The sequence below is a fragment of the Collinsella sp. LCP19S3_A7 genome (genome assembly GCF_052121995.1).
Classification (GTDB): Bacteria; Actinomycetota; Coriobacteriia; order Coriobacteriales; family Coriobacteriaceae; genus Collinsella.
In genome coordinates, this window is the sequence record NZ_JBQKDE010000016.1 from 20,093 (window position 1) to 44,276 (window position 24,184).

Annotated in this window: 24 protein-coding genes; 7 read left to right on the forward strand and 17 right to left on the reverse strand. The window is 60.2% G+C overall.

The window, feature by feature from the left end:
- Window positions 1-11: 11 nt before the first annotated feature.
- Window positions 12-890, reverse strand: coding sequence for an energy-coupling factor transporter transmembrane component T (locus ACTQV3_RS07575; RefSeq protein ID WP_441536040.1), 879 nt, complete (start codon window positions 888-890; stop codon window positions 12-14).
- A gap of 205 nt (window positions 891-1,095) precedes the next feature.
- Between ACTQV3_RS07575 and glmU the strand changes: the two genes are divergently transcribed.
- From glmU to gltA, 6 genes are all read left to right on the forward strand, one after another.
- Window positions 1,096-2,508 (forward strand): bifunctional UDP-N-acetylglucosamine diphosphorylase/glucosamine-1-phosphate N-acetyltransferase GlmU, encoded by a 1,413-nt coding sequence (gene glmU / locus ACTQV3_RS07580; RefSeq protein WP_441536033.1) that lies wholly within the window; start codon window positions 1,096-1,098, stop codon window positions 2,506-2,508.
- Window positions 2,509-2,701: 193 nt separating this feature from the next.
- On the forward strand, window positions 2,702-3,688 hold the full coding sequence (locus ACTQV3_RS07585) for a ribose-phosphate diphosphokinase (protein ID WP_154516678.1): 987 nt from the start codon (window positions 2,702-2,704) through the stop codon (window positions 3,686-3,688).
- 748 nt (window positions 3,689-4,436) lie between these two features.
- Window positions 4,437-5,273 carry a hypothetical protein gene (locus tag ACTQV3_RS07590; RefSeq protein WP_427717995.1) on the forward strand — a complete coding sequence of 279 codons (837 nt, stop codon included), beginning with the start codon at window positions 4,437-4,439 and terminating at the stop codon, window positions 5,271-5,273.
- Window positions 5,274-5,621: 348 nt separating this feature from the next.
- Window positions 5,622-6,251: an aminoacyl-tRNA hydrolase gene (gene pth, locus ACTQV3_RS07595; protein ID WP_441068260.1), complete on the forward strand. Its 630-nt coding sequence runs from the start codon at window positions 5,622-5,624 to the stop codon at window positions 6,249-6,251.
- 359 nt (window positions 6,252-6,610) lie between these two features.
- Window positions 6,611-7,450, forward strand: coding sequence for a sulfide/dihydroorotate dehydrogenase-like FAD/NAD-binding protein (locus ACTQV3_RS07600; RefSeq protein ID WP_006235793.1), 840 nt, complete (start codon window positions 6,611-6,613; stop codon window positions 7,448-7,450).
- Window positions 7,441-8,850, forward strand: a complete 1,410-nt coding sequence (gene gltA, locus ACTQV3_RS07605; RefSeq protein ID WP_117647774.1) for an NADPH-dependent glutamate synthase — start codon at window positions 7,441-7,443, stop codon at window positions 8,848-8,850. Before ACTQV3_RS07600 ends, gltA begins: the two co-directional genes overlap by 10 nt.
- Before the next feature lie 127 nt (window positions 8,851-8,977).
- Here gltA and ACTQV3_RS07610 read toward each other — a convergent pair whose 3' ends face one another.
- The 13 genes from ACTQV3_RS07610 to purF all read right to left on the reverse strand — a co-directional run bounded on the left by ACTQV3_RS07610 (window position 8,978) and on the right by purF (window position 20,213).
- Window positions 8,978-9,601 carry an AAA family ATPase gene (locus tag ACTQV3_RS07610; protein ID WP_427717988.1) on the reverse strand — a complete coding sequence of 208 codons (624 nt, stop codon included), beginning with the start codon at window positions 9,599-9,601 and terminating at the stop codon, window positions 8,978-8,980.
- Window positions 9,602-9,774: 173 nt separating this feature from the next.
- Window positions 9,775-10,413 carry an amino acid ABC transporter permease gene (locus tag ACTQV3_RS07615; RefSeq protein WP_055285379.1) on the reverse strand — a complete coding sequence of 213 codons (639 nt, stop codon included), beginning with the start codon at window positions 10,411-10,413 and terminating at the stop codon, window positions 9,775-9,777.
- Between the two features lie 3 nt (window positions 10,414-10,416).
- Window positions 10,417-11,163 (reverse strand): amino acid ABC transporter permease, encoded by a 747-nt coding sequence (locus ACTQV3_RS07620; protein WP_427728857.1) that lies wholly within the window; start codon window positions 11,161-11,163, stop codon window positions 10,417-10,419.
- A 25-nt stretch (window positions 11,164-11,188) separates the two neighbouring features.
- The gene (locus ACTQV3_RS07625) at window positions 11,189-12,064 is read right to left on the reverse strand and encodes a transporter substrate-binding domain-containing protein (protein WP_427795601.1); all 876 of its coding nucleotides are present in this window, start codon (window positions 12,062-12,064) and stop codon (window positions 11,189-11,191) included.
- Between the two features lie 8 nt (window positions 12,065-12,072).
- Window positions 12,073-12,804 carry an amino acid ABC transporter ATP-binding protein gene (locus ACTQV3_RS07630; RefSeq protein ID WP_055251548.1) on the reverse strand — a complete coding sequence of 244 codons (732 nt, stop codon included), beginning with the start codon at window positions 12,802-12,804 and terminating at the stop codon, window positions 12,073-12,075.
- A 367-nt stretch (window positions 12,805-13,171) separates the two neighbouring features.
- Window positions 13,172-13,615, reverse strand: a complete 444-nt coding sequence (locus tag ACTQV3_RS07635; protein WP_117862823.1) for a GatB/YqeY domain-containing protein — start codon at window positions 13,613-13,615, stop codon at window positions 13,172-13,174.
- Between the two features lie 54 nt (window positions 13,616-13,669).
- A complete protein-coding gene (locus ACTQV3_RS07640; RefSeq protein WP_441068257.1) occupies window positions 13,670-14,890 on the reverse strand; it encodes a peptidylprolyl isomerase in 1,221 nt (406 codons plus the stop codon).
- Between the two features lie 120 nt (window positions 14,891-15,010).
- Window positions 15,011-15,478, reverse strand: coding sequence for a PTS sugar transporter subunit IIA (locus ACTQV3_RS07645; protein WP_441068255.1), 468 nt, complete (start codon window positions 15,476-15,478; stop codon window positions 15,011-15,013).
- Window positions 15,479-15,543: 65 nt separating this feature from the next.
- On the reverse strand, window positions 15,544-16,011 hold the full coding sequence (locus tag ACTQV3_RS07650) for a PIN domain-containing protein (protein WP_441068253.1): 468 nt from the start codon (window positions 16,009-16,011) through the stop codon (window positions 15,544-15,546).
- Window positions 16,008-16,352 (reverse strand): type II toxin-antitoxin system RelB/DinJ family antitoxin, encoded by a 345-nt coding sequence (locus tag ACTQV3_RS07655; protein WP_441068251.1) that lies wholly within the window; start codon window positions 16,350-16,352, stop codon window positions 16,008-16,010. The genes ACTQV3_RS07650 and ACTQV3_RS07655 overlap by 4 nt, the downstream gene beginning before the upstream one ends.
- Before the next feature lie 233 nt (window positions 16,353-16,585).
- Window positions 16,586-17,293, reverse strand: coding sequence for a phosphoribosylglycinamide formyltransferase (gene purN, locus ACTQV3_RS07660; RefSeq protein ID WP_441068249.1), 708 nt, complete (start codon window positions 17,291-17,293; stop codon window positions 16,586-16,588).
- Window positions 17,283-18,386 (reverse strand): phosphoribosylformylglycinamidine cyclo-ligase, encoded by a 1,104-nt coding sequence (gene purM / locus ACTQV3_RS07665; protein WP_441068247.1) that lies wholly within the window; start codon window positions 18,384-18,386, stop codon window positions 17,283-17,285. The genes purN and purM overlap by 11 nt, the downstream gene beginning before the upstream one ends.
- 156 nt (window positions 18,387-18,542) lie before the next feature.
- A complete protein-coding gene (gene purF, locus ACTQV3_RS07670; protein WP_441068245.1) occupies window positions 18,543-20,213 on the reverse strand; it encodes an amidophosphoribosyltransferase in 1,671 nt (556 codons plus the stop codon).
- Window positions 20,214-20,509: 296 nt separating this feature from the next.
- Here purF and ACTQV3_RS07675 point away from each other — a divergent pair, with 296 nt between their 5' ends.
- Complete coding sequence (locus ACTQV3_RS07675) at window positions 20,510-21,739, forward strand: putative ABC transporter permease (protein ID WP_441068243.1); 1,230 nt, start codon at window positions 20,510-20,512, stop codon at window positions 21,737-21,739.
- A 106-nt stretch (window positions 21,740-21,845) separates the two neighbouring features.
- Here the strand turns inward: ACTQV3_RS07675 and ACTQV3_RS07680 are convergent, their stop codons facing one another.
- From ACTQV3_RS07680 to purE, 3 genes are all read right to left on the reverse strand, one after another.
- Entirely contained in the window at window positions 21,846-22,262 is a 417-nt protein-coding gene (locus ACTQV3_RS07680; protein ID WP_441068241.1) for a molybdenum cofactor biosynthesis protein MoaE, read from the reverse strand.
- A 143-nt stretch (window positions 22,263-22,405) separates the two neighbouring features.
- A complete protein-coding gene (locus tag ACTQV3_RS07685; RefSeq protein ID WP_441068239.1) occupies window positions 22,406-23,410 on the reverse strand; it encodes a class B sortase in 1,005 nt (334 codons plus the stop codon).
- A 36-nt stretch (window positions 23,411-23,446) separates the two neighbouring features.
- On the reverse strand, window positions 23,447-23,911 hold the full coding sequence (gene purE, locus ACTQV3_RS07690; RefSeq protein WP_441068237.1) for a 5-(carboxyamino)imidazole ribonucleotide mutase: 465 nt from the start codon (window positions 23,909-23,911) through the stop codon (window positions 23,447-23,449).
- Between the last annotated feature and the right edge of the window lie 273 nt (window positions 23,912-24,184).

Consider the following 24,184-nt stretch of genomic DNA (forward strand, 5'->3'; position numbering starts at 1 on the left):
CAACCGAGCCATCAGCCAAACCTCTTCTCGTCAATCGCATGCACCACGCAGGGCAGCGCCATCCAGGTCGCGTATACAACATAGCCAGGCCACGGCGCCGGCACCGAAAGCTGCGGGTAAAACGAATACTGCATCGTCGCGGTCCACGCCACTGCCGCCGTGGCCACGCCAAACAGCGCAAGCCCAACCAACGCGGCAACGTCGCCGCGCGCCAGCCGATACCGCGCGTACGTCGTGCGACGCGCCGCGGCGCCCCACCCACGGGAGCGCATGGCGTCCGCACGCTCCAGCGAATCTTCCATGCCCCAGCCCATCAACACGCTCGATGCCCGTAGGCGCGAACGCACGGGGTCGGCCGGCGCGCGGCCCGGCACATCAATCGCATCCTGCACCGCCAGCACCGTGCGACCGCGACGCAAAAACTGCGGGATAAGCCGCATACACATCGAGATCATGAACGCGATCACCGGCGCGGTGTTACCCAAAAGCGCAAGCACCCTGTCGTAGCTAAGCATCGACGCCGCGGCCTCAAACCACAGCACGCTCGTCACAAACAGCCCGCCCATGCACAGGCCGTATACCATGCTCTCCAGATACACCGCACGCATGCCAATACGGAACAGTTCCGTCGAGCCCGAAGCGCTAAATAACGGGTTGAGCACCGCGATAATCAAAATCACCGGCAGCTGCCAGCGAAGCGCCCCCAACGTGCGTGCGACGCCGCGCGTCGCAAACCCATACGCCAGCCCGCCCGCAAGTGACAGCGCAATCAGTACCGGCTGCATCGAGAACATGGTGAGCCCCAGCGTCAGCACCATGTAGAGCGCCGGCACCGCCGGATGCGACATCGAGAATGCCGCGACGGGCTCGTTGCCCGATTCCTCTCGCATGATATCCACGGACACCCCCATCCCCTCGCTCAAACGCCAACGCCGCAGTGCCGCTGCCATGCACAACCAGCGCAAACGGCACGCCGGCGGAACCGACATCGGCCGCCATGCGCCAATCGTTACGCGCTCATCATATGCCTGCGGTATCATATTGCGCCGTGTATCGTTTCCAAACGCACGTCTCTATAACGTAACAGGAGATCACATGGACGCAACCGCAATTATCCTCGCCGCCGGCGAGGGCACCCGCATGAAGTCGAACCACTGCAAGGTTTCGCACAAGATCCTGGGCAAGCCCATGGTCCAGTGGATCGTCGACGCCACCATCAAGGCCGGCTGCAGCCGCGTCGTGGTCGTCATCGGCAGCCACGCCGACGAGATGCGCGCGCTTATCGACGGCGCCTACGCCAACAGCGCCACCAAGGTCGAGTGCGTCGAACAGACCGAGCGCCTGGGCACCGGCCACGCCGTAAAGGTCGCGCTCGAGGCATGCGGCATCATGCAAGGCCCCGTCGTCGTGCTCAACGGCGACCTGCCGCTCATCACCGCCGACACCGTCGCCAAGTTCGCGCAGACCGTCGCCGGCGGCGAGCTCGCCTGCACCGTCATGACCATGACCCCGCCCGATCCCTTTGGCTACGGCCGCATCAAGCTGGGCGCCGACGGTCAGATCGAGCGCATCATCGAGCAGAAGGACTGCACGCCCGAGCAGGCCGCCACGTTGCTCGAGTGCAACGCCGGCTGCTACGCCTTCGACGGCGCGCAGCTCGCCGCCCACATCAGCGAGATCGGCAACGACAACGCGCAGTCCGAGTACTACCTGCCCGACATGCTCGAGATTCTCAAGGGCCACGGCCAGGCAGTCTCCATCTTCCACTGCGACGACTACCGCGACGGCCTGGGCGTCAACAGCCGGATCCAGCTCGCGCAACTCACCGCTATCGCGCGCGACCGCATCAACGAGCACTGGATGGCCGAGGGCGTTACCTTCATCGACCCCACGCAGGCCTGGATCGGCCCCGACGCCGTCATCGGCCGCGACACCGTCGTGTGGCCGCAGACGCATCTGATCGGCCACGTCACCGTGGGTGAGGAGTGCCAGCTCGGCCCCAACAGCCGCCTCACCGACACCACCGTTGGCAGCGGCTGCACCATCGATGAGACCATCGCCATCGAGGCTGTCATCGAGAACGGCGTCGACTGCGGCCCGCGCGCCTACCTGCGCCCGGGCACCCACATGCTCGATGGCTCCAAGGCAGGCACACACGTGGAGATCAAGAAGTCCACGATCGGCAAGGGCTCCAAGGTGCCGCACCTGTCCTACATCGGCGACACCACCATGGGTTCCGGCGTCAACGTGGGCGCAGGCTCCATCACCTGCAACTACGACGGCGTGCACAAGCACAAGACCGTCATCGGCAAGGATGCCTTCATCGGCTCCGACACCATGATGGTCGCGCCCGCCCAGATCGGCGACGGCGCACTCGTGGCCGCCGGCTCCGTCATCACCGAGCCGGTCCCGGCTGACGCACTCGGCCTGGGCCGCGCCCGTCAGGTAAATATTGAGGGCTGGGCCGCCGATTATCGCCGCCGTCTGCACGAGGACGACGAGGTATAACGTTTTACCAAGCATCTAAGGAGCTGTTCCCATGGGGATGGCTCCTTTTTCTATGCTGACCTGCGCGACCGGATGAGTGGTCGGTTCGTGTCCGTTGACGGTAAAGACGTTATCAAGACCCGATAAACCCCGCCACGCGGTTACAATGCAACAAGGCATCTATATGGCATTCGATATATAAAGGAGAAGGGTAATGCCGATTAATGATCCCGAGAAGTCGGAGAATATGCGCAAGTCCATCCGCGTGTATTCCGGTTCCTCCAACCGTCCCCTCGCTCAGAAGATCGCTGAGTACCTTGGGGTCGAGCTTTCGGGCCTTACGCTAAAGCAGTTCGCCAATGGTGAGATTTACGCCCGCTACGACGAGACCGTCCGCGGCGCCGACGTCTTCCTGATTCAGTCCGTGGCCGGCGGCAACGTCAACGACATGCTCATGGAGCTGCTCATCGCCACCGACGCTGCCAAGCGCGCATCCGCCCGCTCCATCACCGCCGTCATCACCCACTACGGCTATGCCCGCCAGGACCGCAAGGCCGGCCCGCGCGAGCCCATCACAGCCCGCCTCGTCGCCAACCTGCTCGAGCGCGCTGGCGTCAACCGCATCATCACCCTCGACCTGCATCAGGGCCAGATTCAGGGTTTCTTCGATATCCCGGTTAACCACCTGTCTGCACTGCCGCTGTTTGGCCAGTACTACAACGATATGCACTTCGACACCGACAACCTGGTTGTCGTCTCCCCCGACGTGGGTCGCGCCAAAGCTGCCAAGAAGCTCTCCGACATGCTCGGCTGCAGCCTCGCCATCGCCCACAAGGGCCGTCCGCGCCACAACGCCGCCGAGGTCATGGGCATCATCGGTGACATCAAGGGCAAGACCTGCATCATCAATGACGACATGATCGACACCGCTGGCACCCTGTGCGCCAACGTCAAGGAGCTCAAGGCCATGGGTGCCGGCGACATCTACGTGTGTGCCACCCACGGCATCTTCTCGGGCCCGGCCATCGAGCGCCTGAACGACGCCCCCATCGTCGAGTGCCTCGTCACCGATGCCATCCCCGTCGAGGTTGGCGGCAAGATCAAGACCATCTCGGTCGCCGAGGAGTTCGCCGAGGCCATCTCTGCCGTTTACCACGAGGAGCCCGTCTCCACGCTCGTCGGCGGCGACTTCGCGCTGTAATCCAGCGCGCATCGCATCATCTCTGGTGTTTTTGAAGGGTCGGAGGCTCGCTTCCGACCCTTTTTTTCTGCCCCTCGATAACCCGTCTTGGACAGTTAGTTCAGATTTGTATTAATTTGGGCATTCGTTTGGGCCATTTAATGTATCGAAAGCTCTCTTGCCGGCATAATTCCGCTCGATTCCTCCTCCCATGGATCTCTTCACCATGCCATTGGCCCCATTTTGCCCACCGAGTCCCTCAACAACGGCAATACACCCCCGGTCGCCTTGTACAAATCTGAACTAACTGTCCAGCACCCATCTCAGTAGATGCCTCCAAGCCAACCCATCACTCCATTCTCCACTTTTCCAAGGCATTCCGTATGATGTCGTTACCGCCCGCGGCGCGCGACGCCCCTTTGAGCGAAAAGAACGACACGGCCATATCATTTCGCCAACGGCTTAGTACCTTATAGCTATGACAACCGTAATTTCACACCTCTCCGCCCTTCGCGCAATTCGCCGCGCTCGACGGGCGTACTCCGCCCTTCCCTGGGACGCCATCGATGACGAGCAACAGACACAAGCCCTCGTAGGTTGCGTTCCCAACAAGGACGCCATAGACTTTGCGGCCCTTGCAATACTTGACGCCTGGAGCGAAGACGACTCCGAGCGTCTAGACCTCTTTGTTGCGAGCGGCAGCAACAGACGACCCGACGGACGGCTCCTCCAGCACACCATCACCGCCCCTCTCCCCCAGGGCGCGATCATGCACATCGAAGCCGACATCTACGCAACGTCTCCCGCCATGACGGCCATGCTTTGTTCCAAAAATGAATCGGTTGCCAAAACCTTGATGCTTCTCATGGAACTGCTCGGGACCTACTCACTTCCGCCCGAAGCAACTTACCCCATCGCCTACGACGACACGTGGCCCGAGGCCAACAGCTTCGAAACGATGGACGATCTCGATTGCCAGGGCGATCAACCGACACCCGAAAAGCAAGCCGAAACCCGCTACGAACAGGCGCACTACAAATGCGAGCCCGCCACAACCATCGAAGAGCTCGAGGCAGTCGCACGGTTTGCCAAAAGTAGTTCCTACGCCTCGTTTCGCACAGCTATCAAACTCGCCCGGGCCGGATCCGCATCCCCAGCGGAATCATTGATGTTCGCCGTCCTGGGCGCACCCATGCGCTTTGGCGGATTCGGGTGTTGCAGCCTGCCCATGGGAGGCCTGCTGCTCAACTATCGAGTCGATTTCGACACCCTTGCGGTCAACATGTCCTCGGGCATCCCCTACGCCATCTGCGACTTATATTGTCCAGCCGCCGGAGTCGACAACGAATACAACGGAATTGGACATGAGCTTCAAAACGCTCGCATCCACGATGGCAATCGCAACAATGGCCTTAAGGCCATGGGTATCCACGTCCTGGTTATCAATCGTGACCAAATGAAGGACCTTGTTGCACTCGAAGCCTTCGCCCAGACGATGCATCGACTTGCGGGAGTTCGATTCCGCTACCGCATCAAGGGTTATCGCAAGCGTCAGGCCGCCTGGCTCAACACCCTGCGGGCCGGAATCGGCCTCGCGCCGGTCTAAAAGACTTTTACCCAGTGCTACCGAGCATGGCTGGACAGTTAGTTCAGATTTGTATAAACAGACGGCTCATGTCGAGGTGGTTTGCCGCCATCCCGGCGCCAATCACCTCATTTGAAAACTCAAAAGATCTGAAATAGCACAAATTGTGCTCCCCAAAGCGCCGTGACAGTTCCGTGGCCCCGATTTTGGCAGTCAAAGATCTCTTGGTTTATACAAATCTGAACTAACTGTCCATCCCGGCTTCTGACGACTGTCCAAACGCCCTCATGCAGCCTCAATCACCCTCCATTTGACAGCAGCAACGGGGTCGCTCACCATAGCAGGCGACAAATCGATGAAAGGAAGCACATGGCAGCTGCACAGCCGCTTAAGATTCGCATGGTTGCCGGACTCGGCAACCCTGGCGATGAGTATGCCGAGACCCGCCACAACGCAGGCTTTAAGGCGATCGACGAGCTGGCGCGTCAGGCCGGCGTCACGTACTGGAAAAACCAGGCCGGCGCCGAGGTCGCGCTCATCAACATCAACGATCCAGAGGAAGAGGGCGGCAAGCGCCAGATTGTGCTGGTCAAGCCGCAGTCGTACATGAACACCTCGGGCGGCCCCATCTCCAAGCTTTGCCGCGAGTACAAAATCAAGGCCGAAGAGCTGCTCGTAATCCACGATGAGCTCGACATTCCCGCCGGCGACGTGCGCGTCAAGGTGGGCGGCGGCCACGCCGGCCACAACGGCCTGCGCTCCATCATCGACAAGATGGGCAGCCGCGACTTTAGCCGCATCCGCACCGGCATCGGCAACCCTCCCGGCAAGATGGCTGTCGCCGACTACGTGCTCAAGCAGCTGCGCGCCCGCGAGGCCAAGGACTTCCAGGACACCTGCGCCCGCGCCGCCGACGCCGCCGGCCTGGCGATTGTGCACGGCGTAATCTATGCCCGCGACCACGTCAACGGCTCCGCCTCTGCCAACGGCAAGCACTAAAACCTACCAAAAAGGGATGTTTATTTTGGCAGATTTTATATGCGAAAACGCCGCAGCGGCCGCATCGCAATAAACCCTGTGCCGCCATACATACCCAACACCCCAAAAGGGGCCGGCCTCACCGATATGCAAGGCCGGCCCCTTTTGTCGTTTTATCTGATAAAACCCGCCAAAATAAACCTGCCTCTTTGTGCTGGATCACTTTTCCCGCCTGCCAAAGATACACGTAAGCAACATGTCCATGAGGGTATAATTTACACCGTATGTCTGCACAACGCCTGTGCGCGTACGGTTTTATTCGGGCTGCCGTCCATTTCCGTGGAGGCACGGTTCGGTTGCCCTAACAAGAGAGGGGTTCTATGTATAAGATCCTGGAGAAGACGCAGTTCTCGGAGAAGGTGTTCAAGTTCCGCATCGAGGCGCCTGCAATCGCCAAGCATGCGCACGCTGGACAGTTCCTCATGGTTCGCGCCAACGAGACGGGCGAGCGTGTCCCGTTTACCCTGGCCGGCTGGAACGGTGACGAGGGCTGGGTCGAGTTCATCTTCATGGTGATCGGCAAGACCACCGAGATGCTTTCCACCTACGAGGCCGGCGAGTCGCTGCGCGACGTCGTGGGCCCGCTGGGCGTTCCCACCGAGATGGCCGAGGGCCCCTGCGCCGTCATTGGCGGTGGCGTCGGCCTGGCAATTGCCTTCCCGGTCGCCAAGCACCTGGTCGAGACCGGCCACGAGGTGCACGCCATCATGGGCGCTCGCACCAAGGACCTCCTGCTCATGGAGGACCAGTTCCGCGAGCTCCTCGACGAGGACCACATCCACATCACCACCGACGACGGTTCCTACGGCGAGCAGGGCGTTGTCACCGCTCCGCTGGAGCGCCTGCTGCAGGACAAGGCCGTGAGCCAGGTCTTCTGCGTCGGCCCCGTTCCGATGATGAAGTTCTCGACCCTCACCGCCCAGAAGTACGACACCCCCATCACCGCGTCGCTCAACCCCATCATGGTTGACGGCACCGGTATGTGCGGCTGCTGCCGCGTCGAAGTGGGCGGCGTGACCAAGTTCGCTTGCGTCGACGGCCCCGACTTCGATGCCACCCTGGTCGACTGGGATGACCTTCGTGCCCGCCAGGCCGCTTACCGTTCCGAAGAGGGCGAGTCCCTCAAGGCCTATGAGGAAAAGAGCTGCGCATGCCACTAGTTAACGGTCGTTTCGTTGCCGATATGAAGTCGCCCCGCACCCCCGATAACGAGGAGCCGGCCGCCGAGCGCGCCTGCGACTTCCGCCCCGTCGACAAGGGCTTCACCGAGGAGATGGCGCTGGCTGAGGCCGAGCGCTGCCTCAACTGCAAGAAGCCGTTCTGTGTTGAGGGCTGCCCCGTAAACATCAACATCCCCCGCTTTATCGAGCAGATCCGCGAGAAGGACTTTGGCGGCGCCCTCGATACCATCCGCGAGGACTCCATGCTTCCCGCCATCTGCGGTCGCGTCTGCCCGCAGGAGAACCAGTGTGAGGGCAAGTGCATCCGTGGTAAGAAGTCCGAGCCCGTGGCCATCGGCCAGCTCGAGCGCTTCTTGGGTGACCGCCCCGAGCTCGCCTCCACGCCCAAGATGGCTCCCAAGAACGGCAAGAAGGTCGCCGTCGTCGGCTCCGGCCCGTCCGGCATCACCTGCGCCGGCGAGCTCGCCCGCAACGGCTTTGACGTTACCGTCTTTGAGGCCTTCTTCACCGGCGGCGGTGTGCTGGTCTACGGCATCCCCGAGTTCCGTCTGCCCAAGGCGGTCGTCAAGCGCGAGATTGACGGCCTTGAGGACATGGGCGTCAAGTTTGAGTACAACTCCGTCGTGGGCAACATGGCCACGGCCGAGGAGCTGTTCGAGCAGGGCTTCGACGCCATCTACGTGGCGACCGGCGCTGGCCTGCCCAAGTTCCTCAACGTCCCCGGCGAGAACCTGCCCAACGTCTTCTTCGCAAACGAGTACCTCACCCGCGTGAACCTGATGAAGGCCAACAAGTTCCCCGAGTACGACACCCCCACCAAGCACGGCAAGAACGTCGTCGTCTTTGGCGGCGGCAACGTGGCTATGGACGCTGTCCGTACCGCCAAGCGCCTGGGCGCCGAGCACGCCATCATCGCCTACCGTCGTACCGAGGACGAGATGCCCTGCCGTCGCGCCGAGCTGCACCATGCCAAGGCCGAGGGCGTCGAGGTTCTGCCGCTCGTCTCCCCGCTCGAGTTTGTCGCTGGCGAGGACGGCTCCGTGTGCGCCGTCAAGGTCCAGAAGATGGAGCTCGGCGAGCCCGACGAGTCCGGCCGTCGTCGCCCGGTGCCCATCGAGGGCGCCATCGAGGAGATCCCCTGCGACGTCGCGATCTCGGCTATCGGCACCAACGCCAACCCCTTTGCTGCCAAGATCGGCGGCAAGATGGAGCTCAACAAGTGGGGCTACATCGTCGCCGACGAGGAGACCGGCCAGACCACCGATCCCCGCATCTGGGCCGGCGGCGACATCGTCACCGGTGCCGCTACGGTCATTCTGGCGATGGGCGCCGGCAAGAAGGCCGCCGCTTCCATCACCAAGAGCCTGCTGGGCGAGTAATCACCTACAGCACTAGCCACCAAACGGCAAAGTCCCCGTCGGGCACACGCCCGGCGGGGACTTTTTCTATGCCGGCCGCCCGATCACCATAAAGGGAACGGGCACCTTTGCGGTGGCTTTTGGTCGGCTAGCCTTCGAGCTGAGCCACCTTGTAGCGGTAGGCAGCGGCTATGACGTCTTTGCAGCCCTCGCGACCCAGCTTGGCGCGGTTGACGACGATATCCTTGCCACTCGTCATCTTCCACTTTCCGGCGCTGTAGCGCTTATAGAACGCCTCGCGTGCCTTCTGCTGCTGCTTGACCAGCTTGGCGCCCTTCTTTTTGTTGAGCCCACGCTTCTTGCGCACGATCTCGACGCGGTCCTCAAAGGGTGCGGTCACCAACACGGCAATGTGATTAGGGTTGTTACGCAGCAGGTAATCGGACAGGCGACCCTCGATAATGCAGCTCTCGGTCTCGCCCAGGTCCAAAATCACCTGACTCATCTTTTGGAACAACTTGTCCGAGTACGAACGCGCATCGTAGCGGTCGGGCAGAAACGCCATGTTCTCCACGGCCAGACGCTCGTCGTAGGCGGCCATCTTATCGAGCGACTCACCCGCGCGCATCGACGCACGCACCAGCAGCTCGTTGTCGTACAGCGGAATTCCCAACTCGTTGGCAAGCATGCGGCCAATCTCGTGACCCTCGGCGCCAAAGTCGCGCGCGATGGTAATGACCACAGGATTCTTCTTGTTCTCCAGATCGCTCATCGCGATTCCTTTCTCTATGTGACAAAGGGACAGTCCCTTTGTCACATTCATTTTGCCCCCACCTTCGTCCTGGTTTCCCAAGTGCGGCAGATTGCCCCGAAAGAGGAGTGCCGCGTACTAAATGTACGCAAGCGACGATTGAGGGGCAAGGTGCCGTGCTTGGGGAAGCAGGACTATGCGGCCACAATGCGACGTTGATATGCCCTCACCAGCAGCGAGATACCAAAGTTGAGCACAAAGTACATCGCAAACACCAGGCCGTAGAGCATAAGCACCTGCGACAGGTCGATCGCGTGGGCCATCACGACGTTTGCCGTGTACATGAGCTCGGCCACGTTAATGCCCGAAAGATAGGAGCTGTCCTTGATGACGGTCGTGCACTGGCTAAACAGCGCCGGAATGATCGTCTTAAACGTCTGCGGCAGAATGATATAGCGCATGGTGGCAAAGAAGCCAAAGCCCTGGCTCTGCGCCGCCTCAAACTGGCCGCGCGGAATCGAGTTGAGGCCGCCACGCACAATCTCGGCCATAACAGCGCTGGTAAACAGCGTAAAGGCGATGGTCGAAATCACAATGTCCAAACCCTGCACCGTAAAGTAGATAAACAGGATCCACAGCAAGTTTGGCGTGCAACGGAACAGCTCGATATAGGCGCTCACCAAAATACGGAATGGACGGGGCGCGTAGCTTTTAACGAGCGCCAGCACCGTGCCAAAGATGAGCGAGAAAAAGATCGACAGCGCCGAGATCTCGATCGTCTTAACAAAGCCGCCCCAAATGTAGAGCAGGTTAGTCGCGTTGAAGATTTCCATGCGCTAGGCCTCCTCTACGTTGTCGAGCCCCAGCTCGGCCAGGCTCATGCCGCGCGGGCGCTCCTTGGAGCGGCGCTCGAGCCACTGCACCAGCATGGCGAGCGGAAAGCAGATGATGAAATACATAAGGCAGCAGACGATGTATCCCTGCAGGTAACCGTACAAACTCACAAAGTTGTCGGAACGGTACATAAGGTCGCCGCCGGCCACAAGCGCCAGCACCGACGTGTTTTTGACCAGGTTGAGTGCCTGGTTACACAGCGGCGGCAGAATGATCTTGAACGTCTGGGGCAGCACGATGTAGCAGTATGCCTGCGCACGGGTGAAGCCCTGGCTCTGGGCCGCCTCCATCTGGCCACGCGGAACGGCCTCGATACCGGTACGGATGACCTCCGAAATGTAGGCAGCGTGATACAGGCCCACGCCCAAGAAGCCCAGCACAAACGGCGCGATACGCACCGGCTGGTCGGCACCGGTTATGGCCTGCAAAAACTGCGGACCGGCCATGTACATAAAGAGCACCTGCACGGGCAGCGGGGTGTTCTGGTAAAACTCCACGTACACGCGGCTTATGGCGCGCAGAACGCGAGAACGAGTGGTAGAGAACACGCCCAGCAGCGTGCCCAGCACCAGCGACAGCAGCAGGCCGGCAACGACCACCTGCAGCGTCACGCCAAAGCCCTCCCAGAAGGGCCCCATGTTTTGGAATGTCGTCGACCAGCGGTCGGCGTCAAACAATCCTTCGAGCATTTGATTCCTTCCTTGGACGATGCGCCTATACAAGACCCCAGGTCTTAACCTCTTGGTCGAGCCAGCCGTCGGCCAGGCGATCGCATATCACCTGATCGACCACGGCCGAAAGATCACAGCCCTTCTTGGTCGCCACGCCATAGCCCTGCTCGCCAAACTTGACCTCGGGTTGCAGCAGCTCAACGGTCTCGTTCATGTAACCGGCCAGCGTGGAGCGGTCCATGGCAAAGACGTCGATATTGCCGGCATCGAGCGAACTCTTAATGATGGGGTAGCCGCTAAAGGCCCTAAACTCGGGCTCGCAGCTAAAGCCGTTGTCCTTGATCATCTGCTCGATCAGGCCCTGCGTGGTGGCGCCCTGGCTCACGCCAATGACCTTGCCGTCCAGGTCCTCAATCGAGGTAAAGCCCGAACGCTTCTTGACCATGAGTCCCACGTAGTCGGTGCGGTACGGCGTCGAGAAATCCCAACTCTTCTTGCGCTCGTCGGTGATGGTGTAGGTCGCCGCGACCACGTCGAGCTGGCCGTTATCGATCAGCGGGCCGCGCGTCTTGGGCGTTACGTCGGTAAACTCGACAAGCTCCTGGGCACGGGCCTCCTTGTAGCTCACGCCAAAGACGGCAGCGGCGATCTGGTAGCACAAATCGACCTCCATGCCCTCAAAGCGGCCCTTGGCGGTGTCGTAATAGCCGTAGCCAGGAACGTCCTTCTTAACGCCGGCATTCAGATGGCCACGCGACTTGATGGCCGCAAGCTTAGACCCCTTGTCGGAGCCCTCGCCGCCGGTGGAGTTGTCGCAACCGGTAAGCGCGGTCCCCGTCAGCGCGAGCATACCGGCGCCCGCCAGCTGCAAAAAGTGACGGCGTGACACGGCCGCCCTCGTCATATCCGTCATGTCCATCACCGCGCCTAGTGCAGAATCTTGGACAGAAACTCGCGGCAGCGCGGGTTCTCGGGGTTATCAAAGAAGTGCTCGGGTGTGCCCTCCTCTAGGATACGGCCATCCTCCATAAAGATGACGCGGTCGGCCACCTGGCGCGCAAAGCCCATCTCGTGCGTCACGCAGATCATGGTGATATCCTCCTGCGCGAGCTCAATCATAACGTCCAGGACTTCCTGGACCATCTCGGGGTCGAGCGCCGAGGTCGGCTCGTCAAACAGGATGATGGGCTGCTTGGTGCACAGGGCACGGGCAATGGCGATGCGCTGCTGCTGACCGCCCGAGAGGTTCTGCGGGTACTCGCCGGCCTTATGCGCCATGCCGACGCGCTTGAGCGCGGCGATGGCGATCTCGGTCGCCTCCTCCTTGCTCTTCTTTTGCAGCTTGATGGGCGCGAGCGTCAGGTTGCCCAGCACCGTCATGTTGGGATATAGGTTGAACTGCTGAAACACCATGGAGCTGTACTTGCGAGCCATCTCCAGGTGATTCTTCTTGGTGAGCGGCGTACCGTCGATGATGACCTCGCCCGACGTGGGCTCCTCCAGATAATCGACGCAACGGATGAGCGTGGACTTGCCCGAGCCGGAAGGCCCGATCATTACGAGCTTCTCGCCGCGCTTGACGGTGAGGTTGATATCTTTGAGCACATGCAGGTCGCCAAAGTACTTGTTGAGATGCTTGATCTCGATCATGTCTGCCATGAATATCCCTTCCCTGCGCTTACACGAATTGCTCTATTTTACGGAAAGAACCACGTTTCCGCAGCCCACACTACATTCCCGTAAAGAACCCGCAACCTTTAACCTAGTCATTGAGCACTCATTGGGGACAGGCTTAAATGAGTACCCGCTCATTGGGCACTCATTTAAGTCTGTCCCCAATGAGTGCCGTAATGGGGCAGCTAATTTTGAGCAAACGTCAGCGAAAACCCGTACACGCGAGCAAGGTGACGTGAAATGAAAGGGCGCAGACCTTATGGTCGCGCCCTTGAAATTGAACGTCAGATTGCCGCGTGTACGGGTTTGCAGCGTCGGGCCGTTACGCGGTTTGGTAAAACCGCGTAACAGATTACGCAAGCTTTGCGCCGACGATCTTTGCCGCGGCAGGCTTATCGAAGTTGCCGCCGGTGGCCTTGCCGAGCGCCCCCATAACCTGGCCCATCTGCTTCTTGGACGTGGCGCCCAGCTCGGCGATGACCTGCTCAATCAGCGCCTCGAGCTCCTCGCCCGAAACCTGGGCGGGCAGCAGGCTCTCCAGAATCTTGACCTGCTCGGTTAGGTTGTCGGTACGATCTTGATCGGTACCGGCCTTGATGGACATCTCCAACGTCTCGCTTGTCTGCTTAATCAGACGCTTGATCATGCTGTTGACGTCTTCCTCGGTCACGTCGCGGCGCTCGTTGACCTCGATGTTCTTAACCTCGGCCTTGACCTGGCGAATGATAGACAGGCGAACCTTGTCCTTGGCCTTCATGGCGGCAATCATTTCCTGCTGCAGCTCTTCGTTGGTCATCTGCAAATCCTCCTCAATAACATGGGCGGCACTCGCATGAGCACCGCCCCTTGATTACTCAGTCGTCGACGAATCGTCGGTCGAGCTCTTGGTGACGCCCTTCAGGCTCACGTTATAGGGCACCTCCTTGGGCATGGGGTTGACGGTAATGTCGGCATCCTTCGTGTACTTCTCCAGCCACTCGTTGTATGCCGTGCCCGATGCCTGGGTCTTCACCACATTGGAAACGTACTTCTTAATAGCCTTGGGCACCTGATTGATGTCATCGACCTGGCCATCGACATGGAAGTAGTCGATGCACTTGATGATGTGGTAGCCATACGTCGACTCGACCACGTCGCTCACATCGCCCTTGTTAAGGCCCTCGAGCGCCGTCTGGTAGCTGTCGACAAAGGTGGTGAGCTTATCCCAGCCCACGTCACCCTTCTTCTCCTTGGAACCGGTGTCGTCGGAATACTGCTTCACGGCATCCTCAAAGCTCAGCTCGCCGGAGTTGATCTTATCCAGGCACTCCTGCGCCTTGGCCTTGGCGGCGGTCTTGTCCTCGTCCGAAGCGTCGGAATCAACCTTGATCAGGATGTTCGACGAGCGGCGGGCATCGTTGTAGTTAGACAGGTTCTCGTTAATGTAATCGACAATCTCGCTGTCCTTGGGCTTGCTGGTGGGAGCGACGGCATCCTTAAGCTTCTGCTGCGCCAGGCTCTCCTTGAGCGAATCCTTGTAGGTGTCCTCGGTATAGCCGTAGGTCTTAAGGGTCTCCTTAAAGGTCTTGGCGCCGCCCGCGCTCTTGCAGGCGTCCTTCCAAGCCTTCTCTACTTCCTCGTCCGAAACCGTCACGCCGTTCTCCTTCTGCGCCTGCTGGAGCAGAATCTGCTGCGTATAGGAATCGATGAGCTGTTTGCGGTACTTCTTGGGCGTCAGGTCGTTATTGACCAGATACTGCGCCCAATCCTTGTCCTTGGTATAGCCGTAGGACGTGCGCATGCTCATGATCTGCTTGGTCACGGTGTCCTCGGTGAGGTTGGTGCCGTTGATAGTAGCAGCAACACCGCCGGTCAGCTTGTAGCCCGAGGTGTCCTCGGCCTGCGACATAAGGCCGGAGCACGCCATGGCCGAGACGGAAAGCAGCATTGCCAGCACGCCGATAACCACCAGAACGATCTTGACGGTCTTGGACACGCGGGTTTTGCGCGCCTTGTTACGAGAGCTCGACGCGGCGCGGACCTGCTGCTCGGGCGTCGGTGCGGCCTCTGGGTTCTTTTTCTTGTTTGCCATAGTTGGCCTTTCGCATCACGAATCGAACAAACGTCATTGTGTCACAACGCGGCCCCCGCGGCACACCTGGTGCATGGGGGACAGGTTAATCTGCACCATTTTGGTGCAAAGGTGCCAGTCTTAGAAGTGACGGCGGATGGCGTCGACCATGCCCTGGGACGAGGTCTGGCCGAGCACGTCGGCTGCGGCGTCGGCATCCATAAAGATATTCATAAGCGCTTGCAGGGCCTCGACCTGGCCGCCCGGCTCGGCAATACCCAGATTGATGATGATCTGCGCCGGCACGGGGGCACCCATGCCCGCCATAGCATTGAACGTCACGGGCGCGGAGGGCTTCATCACCGCTATATAGGGCTTAGCCACAAACCCCGGATCGGTATGCGGAATGGCAATATTGGCCGCCGGCATGGCGAGGCCCGTGGGATAGATGTCCTCGCGCGTACGGACGGCATCGAGCCAACCGGACGCAATGTAGCCGCGCGGAGCAAGCTCGCCCTCGAGTCGCGCAAACACCTCATCCGGCGTCGCGCACTCCCAATCAAAAAACACCAGCTCAGGCGAGAATAGCATCTCGGCGTTATCCGCCATACCGTCCTCCAAAGTTGCATGAGGCTCACAATGCCCCATATGATAGCGAAACCAGACAGGCAAGGTTAGTCGAAGATCCCAATCATCTCGAGTGCGCGGGCAGGCGTCAAGCACACCTCGGGCATCGCCTCCAGCATGCGCCGGTCACTCGTGACCACGTAGTCAACATCTGCCGTCTCGCCCGAAGCGATGATGAGGTTGTCTTCGAGATCCGGCATGCGCTTGCCAAGCATGCGCGCCATCTCGCACTCTGCCAACGAAAGCGGAGAGGCAGTTGCCACCTGCATCATGTGCTCGATGCAGGCCCATGACGCCGAGGCAAACGACACGTTAACCCCATTCGCATTCCGCCGGGCCAGACGCCGAGGCAGGATATAGAACACATCCTTTGCCGTCGTGGGCGTGTACAGAAGGTCAATCTTTCCCGCCTCGGCCAGTTCAACTAATCTCTTCGCTTCGTCGAACGCCCCCTCTTGCAGGTAATAATCGAGCCAAACGTTCGTATCTACCAAGAGATGCTTTGCCTCGATCATCGACAATTCGCCTCAATATCGACAATCATCGTGTCATACATATCATCTCGTACGGCATCCCAGTCTTCCGCAGATGATCCAACTGGCGCAAAATCCAAAGCATTTAGCCCCAGCGATGAAAAAGCTAGGCCACACCCCTGCTCAGCCAGGCTCTCCGCGCGGGGCGCCTCGCGCTTATCCGTCACCATAAATCCCGGCAACGCTTGATGCTCGACAAGATAGGCCCAAAGCGCACGAACGGCATCGCTCGGCCCCAATCCATTGCGTGTCAGGACCGCATCGCCACCAGCCTTGAGCATAGGATCGATTCGTGTGTTGAGCTGCACCGTTGCTGCACCCATAGCGGCTCCTCTCTACTTGCTAGCAGTATAGCAAACATAAAAGGCCACGCAAAAGGGCCCCGCCCACACACGGACGAGGCCCTATCGGATTTCTTGGAATGGGAATGGTGCCCGTCACGTTATCCAAAGCCCAAAATCAAAGAGGTATTAAGCTGATTGGGGCACATGTGATTCCATATGCCCCAATCAGCTTTTTGATAGTTTACGTTGCAATGAAAACCAGGCGAATCCTTTTACGCACGATGGCGCGCCGGATCAATTGCCACCTTACCGCTCTCCAGCACGTGGACGCGGCCGTCAGCGAGCATCTGCACGACTTCGGGATACAGCACGTGCTCGATCGCGTGAATGTGCTCCTCGAGTGTGTCGACATCCCAGCCTTCCTCAACAGCCAGCGCGCGCTGGGCGATGATGGGACCGTTGTCGTAGATCTCGTTGGCAAAATGCACAGTCACACCGGTCACCTTGACGCCGCGCGTAAAGGCATCGTCGATCGCATGCGCACCGGTAAAGCTCGGCAGCAGCGCCGGATGCAGATTGACAACGCGGTTGGGGAACGCCGCCAGCAGCGGCGTATGCACCATGCGCATGTAGCCAGCCATGACCACATACTCGCAGCCGCGCTCGAGAAGCTCGTGCGCAATAATCTCGTCGGCGGCGATAGGGTCGGCGTAGACATCCTTGGAGAGCGTCAGCGTCTGGATACCCGCACGCTCTGCACGCTGCAGGCCCTTGGCCGAAGGACGGCTCGACACCACGAGCTCGATCGAAGCATTGAGCTTGCCGGCGGCGATCAGGTCGACGAGCGCCTGTAGGTTGGTGCCCGAACCGCTGATGAGCACGCCGATCTTGAGCGGCTCGGTGGTATCGGTGCCGGTCGGACGGGTATAGGGCGCAAAGTCCAAGCCCTCGGCGGCAGCCGTCTGCTCGTTAGCGCTCATCGGAGTACACGACCTTACCGGAGCCCTCGACGCATTCGCCCACGCGGAACGGCTTCTCGCCCAGCGCGACCAGGGCATCGGTTACCGCGGCCTCATCTTCGGGAGCGACAATCAGACACAGGCCGACGCCCATGTTGAAGGTCTTGCATGCCTCGTTGGGCGTAAGCTCGGCCTGGTGCGAAACATAGGTGATGACGGGCGGAATGTCCCAGCCCATCTCGTCGCCATTGCGGGTGACCACGGCGTCGACGTTGTCGGCCAACGCACGGTTAAGGTTCTCGGTGATGCCACCGCCGGTGATATGGGCGATGGCGTGCACCGGAGCGCCGCCGCGGAGCAGCTCAAGAATCGGCTTGACGTAGATGAGCGTGGGGGCCAGCAGAGCGTCTGCCAGCGATGCGCCGCCGAGCTCCTCGAGCGGACGGCTCAGCTCCTCGGCCTTAGCGGCGGCCTCGGGCGTACCCGGCTTGATGCCGTCAACGCCGATGACCTTACGCACGAGCGAGTAGCCGTTGGAGTGCACGCCGGTGGAGGGAAGGCCCAGAATCACGTCGCCGGGGCGGACGTTGGCGGGGTCGAGCATCTTGGGACGGTCGACGACACCCACGGTAAAGCCGGCGAGGTCGTAGTCGGCGGGAGCCATGACGCCCGGGTGCTCGGCCATCTCGCCGCCCACGAGCGCGCAGCCCGCGAGCTTGCAGCCGTCTGCCACGCCCTTGATGATCTTTGCCATGTGCTCGGCCTCGATGTGGCCGATGGCAACATAGTCCAAAAAGAAGAGCGGCTCGGCGCCCGAAGCCAAAATGTCGTTGACGCACATGGCGACCAGGTCCTGGCCCACCGTCTCGTGACGGTCCATGATCTGGGCGAGGACGAGCTTGGTGCCCACGCCGTCGGTACCGCTGATCAGGATCGGGTCTTCCATATCCTTAAGCGCGGCGGCCGAGAACAGGCCGCCAAAGCCACCGATGCCGCCGATAACCTCGGGACGGTTGGTATCCTTAACCATTTGCTTAATAGCGTCGACGGCGCGGCCGCCCTCGGCGGTATCGACGCCGGCATCCTCATACGTCACATGCTTGCTGTCGCTCATCTGAGCCTTCCTCTCCCACTACCGTTTGACACACAGACGCCAAACAGTGCTCATAGTTGCGTTCATATCGGCGCACACCGCAGCGGTGCGCGCCGTCATATCAACAAAACAGCAGGTAAAACCTACCAAAATAAACCTGTCCCTACATGGCAGGTTCTAGGCCTCGCCGTGCTTCTCTTCCCAGCTGCGGTCATCGTATTTCTCGACCACAGCGTCGTCGCCAAAGTGCAGCGGCTTATCCAGGTTGCGGGGCTTAAAGCCCTCCATAAACTTGTCGCGGCCAAAGCTCTCGGGAATAGCCACGGGATAACGGCCGGTAAAGCACGCATCGCAGTAGCCGCCCTTGGGCATGACCTTCAGCAGGCCCTCGACCGAAAGGAAGGCCAGCGAATCGGCGCCAATGTACTCGCAGATCTCATCGACCGTCTTGTTAGCGCTGATGAGCTGCGACTGCACGTCGGTATCGATGCCGTAGAAGCACGGCCAGATGACCTCGGGCGAGTTGATGCGGATGTGAATCTCCTTGGCGCCGGCGTTGCGCAGCATCTTGACGAGCTGCACCATGGTGGTGCCGCGAACGATGGAGTCGTCGATGACGACCAGGCGCTTGCCCTCGATGTTATCGCGCAGCGGGTTGAGCTTCATACGCACGCCCATGGCGCGCAGCTCCTGCGTGGGCTCGATAAACGTACGGCCCACATAGCGGTTCTTGATGAGGCCCTCGCCAAAGGGAATGCCGCTCTCGTGCGAATAGCCCTCCGCAGGCGGCAGACCGGAGTCGGGCACGCCAATGACCAGGTCGGCCTCGACGGGCTCCTCGTGTGCCAGCTGGCGACCCATGTCATAGCGGCAGGCGTAAACGCTCTTACCATTCATGATGGAATCGGGACGGGCAAAGTAGACCTGCTCAAAGATACAGTTGGCGGGCTCTTCGGCAGCGGGCACGCCTTGCTCGGACACCAAGCCCTCGGCGCTGATGCGCAAAATCTCGCCGGGACGGACGTCGCGGACGTACTCGGCACCCACAATGTCGAGCGCGCAGGTCTCGGACGCAACGACCCAGCCACCAGCGCGAGTGACATGAGTGGCAGCGTCGACCGTCGCGGCGTCGTCTTGCGACGGCAGCCGCGAAACGGATGCGGCGTCGGCCTGGTCCAAGCCCTCGTCCACAAGCTTGCCCAGCACCAGCGGACGAATGCCGTGCGGGTCGCGGAAAGCGTAGAGTGCCTGCTCGTTGATGAGCGTCATGGCATAGCCACCGCGCACGAGTTCCATCGTCTTGCGAATGCCCTCGCGCAAATGGCCTGTGCGCTGCGTAAAGTAGCCGATGAGCTTGGTCGCGACCTCGGAATCCGAATTGGAGAGGAACGGCACGCCCAGCTCGATGAGCTGACGGCGCAGCTCGTCGGTGTTGACGAGGGTGCCGTTGTGCGCAAGCGCGATGATGACGCTGTTGATGGTGGAAAGATGCGGCTGCGAGGCTTCCCAGCTCTTGGCGCCGGCGGTGCCATAGCGCACGTGGCCCACAGCCAACTGGCCGGAGAGCGTCGACAGGTCGGCGTTGGAGAACACGCGATCGAGCAGTCCCAGGTCTTTACGAACCATAACCGTGCCGCCGTCGCCCACGGCGATTCCCGCCGATTCCTGGCCGCGATGCTGCAGCGCACGCAGACCAAAGTACGTCAGTCGAGCCACGTCGCGATCGGGCGCCCACACACCAAAAACGCCGCATTCCTCATGCAGCTGGTCGGAGTCCGGATCGTACGTCGACATGGTCGTCACCTGTCCCGTGGCACGCTCGGCCGCGCGGATGGTTTCTTGAGACATGGCATCCCCTCAGAGCCTCGTTATTTGGCGTTACCTGCCTTATTATACGCACGGCAAGACAAGCACTCCCGCGCATGAGCAGCGCTTTTTAAAAGCCCACCGAGCTTATTATCCGTTTTGCGACCAAACATTTTATTGGGTAGTCCACTCTCAGGGGCAACGGCCTCGAAGACTTCCCGTGCGCCGTGTCTCGCCCGCGCTAGGGGCTACATTGTTGCAATTGGGACGTTCGTCCTGTCTTTTAGCTGGTCGTCGGCGTATCCTTGTAGGCTACTACAAGACGAGAAAGGTAGCGTATGGATCGAAATCAACTCGACCCCAGTGTACCCAGCACCACGGAGGCCAAGAAGATCCCCCTTATCATCAAGGTCTACGCAGTCCTGTGCACCCTATCTGGCGTGGGCACGCTCCCGTCAGTCGCCGTCTTTATGTGGCAGGTCATCACCGCACTCATTAACGGCAACGTCGCCGCTAAGCTCGGTGATAACACCCTGGTCGCGGTTGGCCTTATCGTCGCCGGCATTATGCTCTCGGCGGCAAGCGCGATCATCTTGATCGTCTTTGGCCTGGACCTCATCAAGGACCAGCGGCGCAATGCCGCCCGCCTGTCTTACGTCCTCATCGCATTTACCGTCGTGGAGCTTTTAGTTGACGTGATGCTCCAGGGTATCGGACCCTTCCTGCTGCGCCCCGCCATCCAGCTCGGCATCCTCGTCGCGCTTTCGGCCACTGTTGACCCAACGCTTCGTCAGGAGCGCGAACTGCAGCGCCGCTTGCAGGAGATGCTCGATCGCGACGCCGCCGCCGAGGGCATGCTCGGCCGCGATGAGACCGGCGAGGGCTACATTAAGCTCAACTACTTCAACCTGTTCTGGGTATTCTTTGTCTGCTGCGTGCTCGGCCTGATCCTGGAGGACATCTGGCACATGACGGTCGACGATCCAGGCGTCTACCAGAACCGCGCCGGCATGCTATTTGGCCCCTTCAGCCCCATCTACGGATTTGGCGCCGTACTCATGACCATGGTGCTCAACCGCTTCTACAAAAAGAACCCCATCATTATCTTTTTGGTGAGCGCCTTGCTTGGCGCAAGCTTTGAGGTCTTTGTGGGCTGGTTTATGCAGACCTCGTTCGGTGTGGTCTCGTGGAATTACTCGCATATGAAGCTCTTTGGCATGCCCGATCCGCTCGCCGTGCTTACGGGCGGTCGCACTTGCACGGGCTTCGCCTGCCTGTGGGGTCTGGGCGGACTCATCTGGATCAAGCTGCTGCTGCCCAGATTGCTCAAGCTCATTAACATGATTCCCTGGAAGAGTCGCTACTCAGCCACCGTCATCTTTACCATCATCATGCTGGTCGACGGCGTCATGACGCTGCAATCGCTCGACTACTGGTACCAGCGTGTCAACGGCACGGCCAGCGATATTCCCGTTGCGCAGTTCTACGGAAAGTACTTCAATAACGAGTATATGGAAAATCGCTTCCAGAGCATGACCATGAGCCCCAAGGACGCCACGCGCGTGTAGCGAGCGCCGGCACAAAACAGCCCCAACACACCAAAGCCCGCTGGCAGATCTACATGAACTGCCAGCGGGCTTTTGCTATAGACGTACACGGGTTGCCGGCTAGGCGTTACGCTTCGCGCTCGACCTCGCTCACGCACTCGTTCTTGATAGTGCCGACGAGCGCCTGCAGGGCATCGACCACATGCGGGCGAATGTCTCCGCCAATGAGCACGAGCATGATATCGTCGCCCACGGCAAGCTCGCCGCTCGCCAGCCATACGCGCACATAGCCGATACCCGGCATCGTGCGCGTTGACTCGATAGCGGCCTGCACCTTGCTGGCGTCGTAGCCAAACACCACGCCGCCCACCTTGTGGCCCGGCGCCACGCCATCGGTCTCGACACCGCGCGCCTCGGACTTGGGTGTCGCACGCACCACGCCATTGTGCGTCAGGTACATGCCACACGCCGGCGCCGAAGCGTCGGCCTTGGCTTCGCGCAGCCACGCATCGACCGAAGGCATCAATTTGCCGCTTTCAAGCATCGCTTCCCCTTTTTTCCGTCGTCGAGTAGCTAATTTGGGACGGGGCTCTTTTAGCTACCCCAGTCACCTAACCCAGCAAAATCATTCTGCATACCCGGGGTAGCTAAAAGAGCCCCGTCCCAAATTAGCTACTCTCGAACCACTTATTCCTCGACCGGCGTGAGTACCATGACGGCGCGCGTATTGCTAAATGACAGTGAGCGGCAGGTCACAAGTGTTACGACCTTGGTTGCCGAAGCCGCACGATCGGTGGCATCGCTCGCCACGGCAGAGGCACCGTCGAGCATCTCGGACAGATAATTCGTCAGCCCGTCGTCGCCCTCAAAGTTGGTCGCGCGCGCCTTGGAGTACGTATCCTCAACCACCTTGGTCGCCAGCGGTCTCAGCTTATACGTGCCATCGCGCGTGATGTAATACACGTACTCGATGCTATCGAACGTCGCCTGGTCGGTGGTGTCCGAGATCACATTAAACATCGATCCGTCGTTCATATGGTGGCCGTAGATTGTCGTCTGCTGGTCCACCATGCCCGGCGCGACATCTTCGAAGTCCAAGAAAATCGCACCCGATGCATTGGACGTACCGTCAAACAGCGTGTTGAGGTATTTAGAGTTGTCCTTGGCCTGCACCACGGGATAGTTGATGTTGGTATCCGGCACATAAATCCATCCCACGATCTCGGGATTTGCCTTAGCAAGAGCGTCAAAATCGACAATCGGCACGCCGCTCGCATCCTTATCGCTCACGTACTGCTTCTCGATCTTTTGGTACGAATCGCTCGCCTGCTTGTAGCCAATCTGTGCATTGATAAAGATGGCGGCAGCGGCGACAATCAGACCGATGCCCACGATGATGAGCAGAATGGGGATGATGGAGCGGCGCTTCTTACGCGGCGGCTCGGTGTAGCTGGACGGAGCGCCGCTCGGTCGCCTCGTCGGCCGGGCCTGCTTCTTTGCCGTGCCATATGACGAGGGGCGAAACGCAGCCGGCGTATCCTGACGGCGATGGGACGTCGGCGTTACGGGGCGCGGCGCACGAGCCTGTTGAGGAGAGGATGCCCGACCCTGCTGCATGGAGCGGACCGATCCCAACTTGGATGGATCGGGGATCTGAGAAGCCGAGAAACGTTTTCCCTGATAGTCGGACATGACTCTCCCTATGATTACAACGGAACGGCAAGCCGCTTAGGCGTCAGCCATCTCCTGCTTCATCTTCTCGATAATTGCGCGATATTCGGGATCGCAAGCACCCAGAATCTGTGTGGCGTAGATAGCGGCGTTCTTGGCGCCGTTGATGGCAACACAGGCTACGGGCACGCCCGAAGGCATTTGCACCATCGACAACAGCGAATCCATGCCGCCCAGGTCACTCGTCTTCATAGGAACACCGATAACCGGCAGCGGCGTAAAGGCAGCCACGACACCGCCCAAGTGAGCGGCCTTGCCGGCGGCGGCGATAATCACCTTGATACCGCGATCGGCAGCAGTCGAAGCCCACTCGTGAACCTTCTCCGGCGTGCGGTGCGCGCTTGCGATCACGAGCTCATAGGGCACGCCCAGCGCCTCGAGCTCGGCGGTGCAGCCTTCCATAACGCCCAGATCGGACTTGGAGCCCATGATGATCCCGACAACCGGCTTCTGATCTGCCATAAATAAAGACCTCCTGTTGAGAGCGGTGACGCGGCCAATCCGCGACCCTTAACTACTGAGAGTAGTATAGCTGCTCCCGTCCCTGCGGTCTTTGTGGCGGGGGGGGGGGGGGGGGGGGGGGGGGGTTGTGTTTGTGGGGGGGGGCGGGGGGGGTGGTTTTTTTTAGCAAGCGGGTGTTTTATAAAAATTTTGCAAAAAAACCCCCCCCCCCCCCCCCCAACCCGCCCTGCGACCTACCGGGAATTGCTATGACGTACGTTGGCTGAAATATTG